Annotated in this window: 11 protein-coding genes; 9 read left to right on the forward strand and 2 right to left on the reverse strand. The window is 61.1% G+C overall.

What is annotated here, in order from left to right:
• Nucleotides 1-15 precede the first annotated feature (15 nt).
• On the reverse strand, nt 16-546 hold the full coding sequence (smrB, locus tag HF675_RS07330) for an endonuclease SmrB (RefSeq protein ID WP_105231992.1): 531 nt from the start codon (nt 544-546) through the stop codon (nt 16-18).
• A gap of 266 nt (nt 547-812) precedes the next feature.
• Here smrB and prmB point away from each other — a divergent pair, with 266 nt between their 5' ends.
• The 6 genes from prmB to HF675_RS07360 all read left to right on the forward strand — a co-directional run bounded on the left by prmB (nt 813) and on the right by HF675_RS07360 (nt 5,586).
• Nucleotides 813-1,745 carry a 50S ribosomal protein L3 N(5)-glutamine methyltransferase gene (prmB, locus tag HF675_RS07335; RefSeq protein WP_105233461.1) on the forward strand — a complete coding sequence of 311 codons (933 nt, stop codon included), beginning with the start codon at nt 813-815 and terminating at the stop codon, nt 1,743-1,745.
• Between the two features lie 62 nt (nt 1,746-1,807).
• Entirely contained in the window at nt 1,808-2,893 is a 1,086-nt protein-coding gene (gene aroC, locus HF675_RS07340; RefSeq protein WP_105231991.1) for a chorismate synthase, read from the forward strand.
• A 104-nt stretch (nt 2,894-2,997) separates the two neighbouring features.
• A complete protein-coding gene (mepA, locus tag HF675_RS07345; protein ID WP_105233459.1) occupies nt 2,998-3,825 on the forward strand; it encodes a penicillin-insensitive murein endopeptidase in 828 nt (275 codons plus the stop codon).
• Nucleotides 3,826-3,828: 3 nt separating this feature from the next.
• On the forward strand, nt 3,829-4,629 hold the full coding sequence (locus HF675_RS07350) for a sulfite exporter TauE/SafE family protein (RefSeq protein WP_105231990.1): 801 nt from the start codon (nt 3,829-3,831) through the stop codon (nt 4,627-4,629).
• A 66-nt stretch (nt 4,630-4,695) separates the two neighbouring features.
• Nucleotides 4,696-5,244 carry an elongation factor P hydroxylase gene (locus HF675_RS07355; protein ID WP_105231989.1) on the forward strand — a complete coding sequence of 183 codons (549 nt, stop codon included), beginning with the start codon at nt 4,696-4,698 and terminating at the stop codon, nt 5,242-5,244.
• 60 nt (nt 5,245-5,304) lie between these two features.
• The gene (locus tag HF675_RS07360) at nt 5,305-5,586 is read left to right on the forward strand and encodes a YfcL family protein (RefSeq protein ID WP_105231988.1); all 282 of its coding nucleotides are present in this window, start codon (nt 5,305-5,307) and stop codon (nt 5,584-5,586) included.
• 58 nt (nt 5,587-5,644) lie between these two features.
• Here the strand turns inward: HF675_RS07360 and mnmC are convergent, their stop codons facing one another.
• A complete protein-coding gene (mnmC, locus tag HF675_RS07365) occupies nt 5,645-7,666 on the reverse strand; it encodes a bifunctional tRNA (5-methylaminomethyl-2-thiouridine)(34)-methyltransferase MnmD/FAD-dependent 5-carboxymethylaminomethyl-2-thiouridine(34) oxidoreductase MnmC (protein ID WP_187044342.1) in 2,022 nt (673 codons plus the stop codon).
• A 171-nt stretch (nt 7,667-7,837) separates the two neighbouring features.
• On the opposite strand from mnmC, the gene fabB reads away from it, so the two are divergent.
• The 3 genes from fabB to HF675_RS07380 all read left to right on the forward strand — a co-directional run bounded on the left by fabB (nt 7,838) and on the right by HF675_RS07380 (nt 10,096).
• Nucleotides 7,838-9,058 (forward strand): beta-ketoacyl-ACP synthase I, encoded by a 1,221-nt coding sequence (gene fabB, locus HF675_RS07370; RefSeq protein WP_105231986.1) that lies wholly within the window; start codon nt 7,838-7,840, stop codon nt 9,056-9,058.
• Nucleotides 9,059-9,274: 216 nt separating this feature from the next.
• Complete coding sequence (locus HF675_RS07375) at nt 9,275-9,697, forward strand: hypothetical protein (RefSeq protein WP_105231985.1); 423 nt, start codon at nt 9,275-9,277, stop codon at nt 9,695-9,697.
• Between the two features lie 69 nt (nt 9,698-9,766).
• On the forward strand, nt 9,767-10,096 hold the full coding sequence (locus HF675_RS07380; protein ID WP_111736700.1) for a copper-binding protein: 330 nt from the start codon (nt 9,767-9,769) through the stop codon (nt 10,094-10,096).
• The last annotated feature ends 4 nt before the right edge of the window (nt 10,097-10,100 follow it).

Here is a 10,100-nt window from a genome sequence, read left to right on the forward strand (position 1 = left end):
TGTCATTTCTGCGGCCTAGTCGGCCAGCTCGACCAGCAGCAATATGGCGGCGTTGCCGCCCCATTCTTTCGGCGCCTGATGGAACGCCAGCACGTCCGGGTGCTGCGCCAGCCACAGCGGCGTCTGTTGCTTGAGAATATGTTTGCCGTGCCCGTGCATCACGCAGGCGCAGTAGACGTGCTCACGTTTACAGGCGGCGATCAGCGCCCCCAGCTCCTGCTTGGCCTGCAGCTGCGTCAGCCCGTGCAGATCGAGAAACAGATCCGGCACATAGTCGCCGCGGCGCAGCTTTTTCAGTTCAAACTGGCTGGCGCCGGGGCGTACATAGCGGGTCGGGCCGTCTTCGTCCAGCTGCGGCTGGAACTCATCGGAAAAATAGAAACTGGCGTCGACCTGTTCCTGCAGCAGGCGCTGCGGCGGCGTCTGCTTGATTTTGGGTTTGGGCGGGCGATGGACAATGGTGTCCTGACGCAGCTTCTTGGCGCCCGTCACCGAGTCTCTGAAGAGCTGCAGTTCATCCTGGCTCAGCGGCGGTTTGTTCTTCATGGTTCTCATTCACTGACGACTATTTTACCGTTAGTTTATCGTGTCGCGTGCGATCTGACGACGCAAAACTGTTGCCTTCAGGTTAAGCCAGGTGAATGAGAAGCGGCTAACCTTAACGTGATGACCGCTCATCCCGCCTGTCGGCCGCCGTGTACCGGTGCGTCGGCAACTTGCGGCAGGGGCGTATATAGCTGCTGATTTGTCGCGGGCTTCGTGGCAAACTATGCGGCTATCTCATGAATCACAGCCGCCTGCCGGAGGGCACTTTGGACAAAATTTTCGTCGACGAAGCAGTGAACGAACTGCACACCATTCAGGATATGCTGCGCTGGACCGTCAGCCGCTTCAGCGCCGCCAATATCTACTATGGTCACGGAACCGATAATCCGTGGGACGAAGCGGTGCAGCTGGTTCTGCCGAGTTTGTATCTGCCGCTGGATATTCCGGAAGAGATGCGCAGCGCGCGTCTGACCTCCAGCGAGCGCCATCGCATCGTCGAGCGGGTCATCCGCCGTATCAACGAGCGCGTGCCGGTGGCGTATCTGACCAACAAGGCCTGGTTCTGCGGCCTGGAATTTTACGTCGATGAGCGCGTGCTGGTGCCGCGTTCGCCGATTGGCGAGCTGATCAACGAGCGGTTCAGCGGCCTGATCCCGCAGCCGCCGCGCCATATTCTGGATATGTGCACCGGCAGCGGCTGCATCGCCATCGCCTGCGGTTACGCCTTCCCGGAAGCGGAAGTGGACGCGGTGGATATCTCCAGCGACGTGCTGGCGGTTACCGAGCGCAATATTCAGGCGCTGGGCGTTGAACATCAGGTGATCCCGATCCGTTCCGATCTGTTCCGCGACGTTCCCGCGATCCAGTACGATCTGATCGTCACCAACCCGCCGTATGTCGATGCTGAAGATATGTCCGATCTGCCGGAAGAGTTCCGCTTTGAGCCGGAACTGGGCCTGGCGGCGGGCAGCGACGGCCTGAAACTGGTGCGCCGCATTCTGGCCTGCGCGCCGGACTTCCTCAGCGATGACGGCGTGCTGATTTGTGAAGTCGGCAACAGCATGGTACACCTGATGGAGCAGTACCCGGATATTCCGTTCACCTGGTTGGAGTTTGCCAACGGCGGCGACGGCGTATTTATGCTGACCAAGCAGCAGCTGGTGGACTGCAAGGCGCATTTCAGCATGTATCGCAGCTGATGATTTTCCCTGGCCTGCTGCGGCAGGCCCGATAACAAAAAATGTAACGGTAAGGAGCCGTGATGGCAGGGAACAGTATTGGGCAGTTATTCCGCGTCACCACCTTTGGCGAATCTCACGGGGTGGCGCTGGGATGTATCGTTGACGGGGTGCCGCCGGGCATCGCGCTGACGGAAGAAGATTTGCAACATGACCTGGACCGCCGTCGTCCGGGCACCTCGCGCTATACCACGCAGCGCCGTGAACCCGACCGGGTGCGCATTCTTTCCGGCGTGTTTGAAGGCGTGACCACCGGCACCAGCATCGGCCTGATGATCGAAAACACCGATCAGCGCTCACAAGACTACGGCGCGATCAAAGACGTGTTCCGTCCGGGCCATGCCGACTACACCTACGAACAGAAATACGGCGTGCGCGACTACCGCGGCGGCGGCCGCTCATCGGCGCGGGAAACCGCGATGCGCGTGGCGGCCGGCGCGATTGCCAAAAAGTACCTTGAACAGAAATTCGGCGTGAAGGTGCGCGGCTACCTGGCGCAGATCGGCGACGTCAGCTGCGAGCTGAAAGACTGGGAGCAGGTTGAGCAGAACCCGTTCTTCTGCCCGGATGTCGACAAGCTGGAAGCGCTGGATGAACTGATGCGCGCGCTGAAAAAAGAGGGCGACTCCATTGGCGCCAAAGTCAGCGTGGTGGCGGAGAACGTGCCGGTCGGCCTCGGCGAGCCGGTGTTTGACCGCCTGGATGCCGATCTGGCGCATGCGCTGATGAGCATCAATGCGGTGAAAGGCGTGGAGATCGGCGACGGTTTTGCCGTGGTCACCAAGCGCGGCAGCGAAAACCGCGATGAAATTACCCCGGAAGGCTTCCAGAGCAACCACGCCGGCGGCATTCTCGGCGGCATCAGCAGCGGCCAGCCGGTGATTGCCCATCTGGCGCTGAAGCCGACCTCCAGCATTATGGTGCCGGGGCGCACCATCAACCGCCAGGGCGAAGCGGTGGATATGGTAACCCGCGGCCGCCACGATCCGTGCGTTGGCATCCGCGCGGTGCCGATCGCCGAAGCGATGATGGCAATCGTGCTGATGGACCATCTGCTGCGCCAGCGCGGGCAGAACGGCGACGTGCTCTCCGACGTGCCGCGCTGGTAACCGCGCCGTATCATTGTTCTCATGTCTGGGCATCGTCACGATGCCTGTTTTTCCGGCGGTGCGGCATTGTGTCCGCCCGCATGGCGAAATCAATGGATATCACGATGAAAAATGGGTTGTTGGGTCTGATGGCGCTGCTGGCGTCAACGTCCGCGCTGGCGTTGACGCCGTGGCAAAAAATTGATCATCCGGTAGCGGGGTCGGCGCAGGCGATTGGCGGCTTTTCTAACGGCTGTGTGATCGGCGCCCGGCCGCTGCCGCTCAATGCGGCGGACTATCAGGTGATGCGCCAGGATCAGCGCCGCTATTTCGGTCATCCGGAACTGCTGGCGTTTATTCAGCGTCTGACCCGTGAGACCGGGCAGCAGGGGCTGGGCACGGTGCTGATCGGCGATATGGCGATGCCGGCCGGCGGGCGTTTCAGCAGCGGCCATGCCAGCCACCAGTCCGGTCTGGACGTCGATATCTGGCTGCAGCTGCCGCATCAGCGCTGGAGCGAGCGACAGCTGCTGAAGCCGCAGCCGATAGATCTGGTGAGCGGCGACGGCATGCGGGTGCGTAATAATCAGTGGCAGCCGCAGATTGGTTCGCTGATCAAACTGGCGGCGCAGGACGACAAAGTGGCGCGCATCTTCGTTAACCCGGCGATTAAACAGCGGCTGTGCGACGATGCCGGCAGCGATCGCGCCTGGCTGCATAAGGTGCGGCCGTGGTTTGGCCACCGCGCCCATATGCACGTGCGGTTGAGCTGTCCGCCGGACAGTCTGGAGTGCAAGGATCAGGATCCGCCGCCGCCGGGCGACGGCTGCGGTTTCGAGCTGGCCAGCTGGTTTGAACCACACCAGCCAAGCTCGAAACCGGGCAAGCGGGTTGTGCCGCCGTTGCCGCCTTCCTGTCAGGCGTTGTTGGATAACCATTTTTCTGCGGAATAATTCATGGACTGGTTGATGGTCAGCCCCGAAATGCTCGGGGTGTTGTTTGCCGTGGCGTTACTGGCAGGTTTTATTGATTCCATCGCCGGCGGTGGCGGATTGCTGACGGTACCGGTGCTGCTGGCGGCAGGGGTGCCGCCGGCGCAGGCGCTGGCGACCAACAAGCTGCAGTCGGTGGGCGGTTCGCTGTCCGCCAGCCTGTACTTTATCCGCCGTAAGGCGGTCAATCTCGGCGAACAGAAGCTGACGATCCTGCTGACGCTGATCGGCTCGATCGCCGGCGCGATTCTGGTGCAGCATATGCGCGCCGATCTGCTGCGGCAGATGTTGCCGCTGCTGGTGATTGGCATCGGGCTCTATTTCCTGCTGACGCCGCGTCTGGGAGAAAGCGATCGCCAGCGGCGTCTGAGCGCGCTGCCGTTCGGTCTGGTGGCCGGCGGCTGCGTCGGTTTTTACGACGGCTTTTTCGGCCCCGGCGCCGGCTCCTTCTACGCGCTGGCCTATGTGACGCTGTGCGGCTTCAACCTGGCGAAATCCACCGCGCACGCCAAGGTGCTGAACTTCACCTCCAACTTCGGCAGCCTGATCTTCTTTATCATCGGCGGCAAGGTGGTATGGGGCATCGGCCTGCTGATGCTGGTCGGGCAGGTGCTGGGTGCGCGGATGGGCGCGCATATGGTAATGACGCGCGGGCAGAAGCTGATTCGCCCGATGATCGTGGTGGTTTCACTGGTGATGAGCCTGAAGCTGCTGTACGACAGTCACGGCGCTGAAATTCAGCAGTGGCTGGCCATGCATTTTTAACGGGTCAATCGGGCGGCAACGTGAAATAATAGCCGCCCTGTTTTTGTGGTTACTTTGAGTTTTTTTATGTCAGACACGCACCAGTATCCCCAGCTGATTGAGATTTTTAATCAGTGCTTCAGCGACGATTATAATACGCGCCTGGTTAAAGGCGACGACGAGCCGATTTATCTGCCGGCGGATGATGAACTGCCTTACCACCGCATCGTATTTGCCCATGGTTTCTACGCCAGCGGCCTGCATGAAATTTCCCACTGGTGTATCGCCGGCGCAGAGCGGCGCAAGCTGGTCGATTTTGGCTACTGGTACTGCCCGGACGGCCGCGATGCGCAAACGCAAAGCGAATTTGAGGCGGTGGAAGTCAAACCACAGGCGCTGGAGTGGTTGTTCTGCGTTGCCGCCGGCTTCCCGTTTAACGTCAGCTGCGACAACCTGAACGGTGACTGCGAGCCGGATCGCGTCGCTTTCCAGCGAAAAGTACGCGCCCGGGTGCTGGAGCTGTTGGAAAAAGGCATTCCCGAACGGCCGGCGCGCTTTATTCAGGCGTTACGTTCGTTTTACAATACGCCGCCGCTGACGGCTGAGAATTTTCCTTACCCGGAAGATCTGAACTGATTTTACTTTAAACACCGCTCCTGACCGGCGACATGCCGCAGGGGAACATGAGGACATGCGATGATCGCTGAATTTGAAGCGCGCGTTTTGGCGCTGATTGATGACATGGTAGACCACGCCAGTGATGATGAACTGTTTGCCGGTGGCTATCTGCGCGGTCATCTGACGCTGGCGGTAGCCGAAGCGGAAGAGCAGGGCGAACACAGCGCCGAACAGCTGAAGGCGCGGGTTGAAGACAGCCTGCATAACGCCATCCGCGCCGGCGAGCTGTCGCCGCCGGATCAGGTGCTGGTAGAAGCGATGTGGGAGAATTTGTACCAGGCCGCATTGCCTACCGCCTGATTCTGCACTTTGCCGCCCCTTTCGCCGCGCAGGGAAAGGGGCGTGCCTCTTGCCCGATTTACAGCGGGCGACCCTTCAGCAGTTTTCTTACCCACATCCGGTTCGGATTAAGCGCCGCCAGCACCTCGGCATCGGCCGGCAACGGCTCGCCGAACAGCTGCGCCGCCAAAATTTCCGCCGTCAGCGGTGCGGAACACAGCCCGCGTGAACCAAGCCCGCCGAGTATAAACAGGTTCGGGTAGCCCGGCGCCTTATCAATCTCTTCCCCGCGCTGCCGCCGTTTTGGCAGATTCTGGTAGCACGCCAGCGTTTGCTGGTAGTCCGGCAGCGCGCCGGCCATCGGCAGATGATCGCGTGTGGCGCAGCGCACGCCGCAGCGGGCCTGCCCGTCGCTGACGTCCGCCTGTTGCGTCCACGCCTGTTGCGGCAGGCAGCGCAGCAGCCGCGCGCGGTTTTCCTGTTGTTCCTGCTCGCTGTAGGCGGTATCGGTCACGCCGCGTTGGTAGCTGGCGCCGATGCAGTGCTGCTGATGCTGCGGGCTGACCGGCGTCAGATAACCTTCATAGCACAATACCTGTCGCAGCTGGCCCAGCGCCGGTGCGGTCGGAATATGGGAGACCTGGCCGCGCACCGCATACATCGGCAGTTCGGTGCACTGGGGCAGCGTCGCCAACTGGTGGCCGTTGGCCAGCAGCACCACATCATGCCGGCGGCTGTCGCCGTGGCTGAAATCAAGCCGCCAGCTGTCCTGCTCTGCCGTCAGCGCACTGAGCCGGTGGCGGTAATGGCAGCGTAGCCCTTGGCGCTGCGCCAGTTCCAGCGCGCCGCGCGTCAGTTCCGCCGGGCAGAGCCAGCCGCCCTGCGGATAATTGATGCCGCCGAAGCCGCTGTCGACGCCGCACAGCTGGCTGAGCGTATCGCGATCGGCGGCGAAGGCGAACGCCGCCGGCCAGTCGGTGCCCAGCATATTGTCGATTTTCGCCGCGCTTTTTTCATCGTAGGCCAGCTGGCTGACGCCGCACCACTGATGCTCAAAGACGACGCCGCTGTCGGCCAGGGCGTCATACAGACGGCGGGCGAAGGGAAAGGCGGCGCTGAAAAAACGCTCCAGCACGTCGCCGCGGCCGTTGAGCAGCGGATACAGCGCCCCCTGACGGTTGCCGGAAGCGCCGGCGGCCGGCTCATCGTCCGCGCAGTACAGCGTCACCTTGGCGCCGCGCCGCAGCAGCGCCAGCGCGGTGAGGGCGCTGGCGATACCGCCGCCGACCAGGGCGATATCCTGTGTCGCATCGGCGGGCGGACGGTGGAACCAGGGTGCGGGGTCGGGCGTCGGCGCGCTGTCCGCCGGCAGCGTGCCGACCAGCATTTCGCGTTTCTGACCGAAGCCTTTGACTCTTTCTACCGCAAAGCCCGCCTGCTGCAGGCCGCGACGCACGAAGCCGGCGGCGGTAAAGGTGGCGAAGCTGCCGCCCGGCCGGGCAAAGCGCGCCATGGCGGCGAACAGCTGTTCGCTCCACATATCGGGATTTTTCGCCGGGGCGAAGCCGTCGAGGAACCAGGCGTCGACCTGATTATTGATGCTGTGATCGAAGCGCGGCAGCAGCGCGTTGACGTCGCCGAACCACAGGTCGAGCGTGATGCGCCCCTCCGCCAGCAGCAGGCGGTGACAGCCGGGCAGCGCCTGCGGCCAGCTGGCGCGCAGTTGGTCGGCGTACGGCGCCAGCTCCGGCCAGCGGGCGTGCGCCGCCGCCAGATCCGCCGGCTGCAGCGGGAATTTCTCAAAGCTGATAAAGTGCAGGCGTTGCAGCGGGGCGGTGGGGTTCGCCTGCAGATGGCGTTCAAACGCCTGCCACAGGGTTAAAAAGTTCAGCCCGGTGCCGAAGCCGGTTTCCGCCGCGATAAACAGCGGGCGCGGGTGTTCGGCGAAGCGCGCCGGCAGCCGGTTGCCGCCGAGAAAGACGTAGCGGGTTTCTTCCAGCCCATCCTGATTGGAAAAATAGACGTCATCAAACTGTTTCGAAACAGGTGTACCCTGTTCGTTCCAGGATAGCGCTGCGGTTTGGATGGGGGAGTTGCTCACGGTTGGTTGCTCGTCATTCAAGGGGGTAGCGCGATTTTAACGGCGCTGGCGCTGCGGCGCAAACTGGATAAGAATAAAGCTGAAAAACGCTGATCGGACTTGTTCGGCGTACATCTGTACGCTAAAGTGCGAGGCAAAATCCCGAATGTAAAATTGTGGAAGAGGTATTGAATGAAACGTGCAGTGATTACTGGCCTGGGTATTGTCTCCAGCATTGGTAATAACCAACAGGAGGTCCTGGCGAGCCTGCAGGAAGGACGTTCTGGGATTACTTTCTCTCAGGAGCTAAAAGATTCCGGCATGCGTAGTCACGTATGGGGCAATGTTAAACTGGACACTGCCGGCCTGATCGATCGTAAAGTTGTACGCTTTATGAGCGATGCTTCCATTTATGCGTACCTGTCCATGCAGGAAGCGATTAACTCTTCCGGCCTGAAGGAAGAAGAGTACCAGAATAACCCGCGTGTTGGCCTGATCGCCGGTTCCGGCGGCGGTTCTCCGCGCTTCCAGGTGTTCGGCGCCGATGCGATGCGCAGCCCGCGCGGCCTGAAAGCCGTCGGCCCTTACGTGGTCACCAAAGCCATGGCCTCCGGCGTTTCCGCCTGCCTGGCGACACCGTTTAAAATCCACGGCGTTAACTACTCCATCAGCTCCGCCTGCGCCACCTCCGCACACTGTATCGGTAATGCGGTAGAGCAGATCCAGCTGGGCAAACAGGACATCGTGTTTGCCGGCGGCGGCGAAGAACTGTGCTGGGAAATGGCCTGCGAGTTTGATGCGATGGGCGCACTGTCCACCAAATATAACGAAACGCCGGAAAAAGCTTCCCGCACCTATGACGCCGATCGCGACGGCTTCGTTATCGCCGGCGGCGGCGGTATGGTGGTGGTAGAAGAGTTGGAGCACGCGCTGGCGCGCGGCGCTCACATCTATGCCGAAATCGTCGGCTACGGCGCCACCTCCGACGGCGCGGATATGGTCGCACCATCCGGCGAAGGCGCGGTGCGCTGCATGCAGATGGCGATGCAGGATCTGGATGCGCCGATCGACTACATCAACGTGCACGGCACCTCGACGCCGGTTGGCGATGTGAAAGAGCTGGGTGCGATCCGCGAAGTGTTCGGCGACACCACGCCGGCTATCTCCTCCACCAAAGCGATGACCGGCCACTCGCTGGGCGCCGCCGGCGTGCAGGAAGCTATCTACAGCCTGCTGATGCTGGAACACGGCTTTATCGCCCCGAGCATCAACATCGACAATCTGGACGAGAAGGCGGCGGGGATGGATATCGTTACCCAGCCGACCACGCGCGCACTGAACACCGTGATGTCCAACAGCTTCGGTTTCGGCGGCACCAACGCCACGCTGGTGATGCGTAAACTGCAGAAGTAAGTTTATTCATCAACTGGATAGATTCAGTATTAACAATGGGTTCGGTTTACCGAACCCATTTTTTTTTGCATGCTAATTGCCGAATGCCTCCCTGCCATTGACTGAAATCAAAGAATTTTATCCCCTCTCCGTCATGATTGGCCTCACCTTGTCACGGAGGTGAAGGGCATTCGCCGTTCCGCAATACTCTTGGTGACATATTTTCAGGAAGAATAAATGTCCGTTCAGGCCGTCCTTTCACAGTTTATGCATCGTCTGCGCTTCGTCAGCAAGCGTAGCGGCGCATGGCTGTTGCTGCTGGCCTGGCTGCTGCTTAACGGCCAGCTGGCGCTTGCCGGTCACGGCTGCGATTTGCAGCCTGACGGTAGAGCGGCCGCCGCACAGCATATGTCGCATCTGCAGCAGGCGACGCCGGGCATGGACAGCCATACGGGCGCCGGTGCGCTGTGTGAAAAACACTGCGTGCCGGATAACGCGCAGCAGGATCATGCCAGCCCCTCGCTGGCGATCTTGCTGGTCAGCCTCAGCGTGTTGCTCGCCATACCGCGAACCACCGCGCGGATTTCTCTTATCCACTGGCAAACGCCGCCGATAGCAGGGCCGCCGACAGAGGTTGTATTCTGTCGGTTCCGTGAATAGCCAACCCCGCGCTTTACCGTCTCCCGGACGGCATGTCGTGTTGGTTAACTATTTTATGGAGCTATTGTCATGCGTAATTTATTGAGCGTTGCCGTTTTTTCTCTTCTGTTGTTATCCCCCGTCGTGCAGGCCGAAGAGCCGACGACCTCCCACCATGCTGCCACCGAACACGGTGCGGCGGTCACCCACACTCAGGGCGTGTTGAAAGCCTGGAATCCGCACAAGGTGTCGATCGCCCACCCGGCTATCGAATCCCTCGGCTGGCCGCCGATGACCATGAACTTCCTGCAGCCGCAGCCGCCGTTGGCGGAGTTGCCTGCCGATACGCCGATTGAATTCAGTTTCCGCCAGGTTGATGGCGGCTACCAGCTGATTACCCTCAGCGCCAGCCAGCAGTAAGGAG

The sequence above is a fragment of the Serratia sp. JUb9 genome (assembly GCF_014298095.1).
GTDB lineage: Bacteria > Pseudomonadota > Gammaproteobacteria > Enterobacterales > Enterobacteriaceae > Serratia_B > Serratia_B rhizosphaerae.

What these genes read in the sequence shown, in the direction of transcription:
- smrB (WP_105231992.1), bottom strand. Translation starts at nt 546, where the DNA reads ATGAAGAACAAACCGCCGCTGAGCCAGGATGAACTGCAGCTCTTCAGA.
- aroC (WP_105231991.1), top strand. Translation starts at nt 1,808, where the DNA reads ATGGCAGGGAACAGTATTGGGCAGTTATTCCGCGTCACCACCTTTGGC.
- mepA (WP_105233459.1), top strand. Translation starts at nt 2,998, where the DNA reads ATGAAAAATGGGTTGTTGGGTCTGATGGCGCTGCTGGCGTCAACGTCC.
- HF675_RS07350 (WP_105231990.1), top strand. Translation starts at nt 3,829, where the DNA reads ATGGACTGGTTGATGGTCAGCCCCGAAATGCTCGGGGTGTTGTTTGCC.
- HF675_RS07355 (WP_105231989.1), top strand. Translation starts at nt 4,696, where the DNA reads ATGTCAGACACGCACCAGTATCCCCAGCTGATTGAGATTTTTAATCAG.
- HF675_RS07360 (WP_105231988.1), top strand. Translation starts at nt 5,305, where the DNA reads ATGATCGCTGAATTTGAAGCGCGCGTTTTGGCGCTGATTGATGACATG.
- fabB (WP_105231986.1), top strand. Translation starts at nt 7,838, where the DNA reads ATGAAACGTGCAGTGATTACTGGCCTGGGTATTGTCTCCAGCATTGGT.
- HF675_RS07375 (WP_105231985.1), top strand. Translation starts at nt 9,275, where the DNA reads ATGTCCGTTCAGGCCGTCCTTTCACAGTTTATGCATCGTCTGCGCTTC.
- HF675_RS07380 (WP_111736700.1), top strand. Translation starts at nt 9,767, where the DNA reads ATGCGTAATTTATTGAGCGTTGCCGTTTTTTCTCTTCTGTTGTTATCC.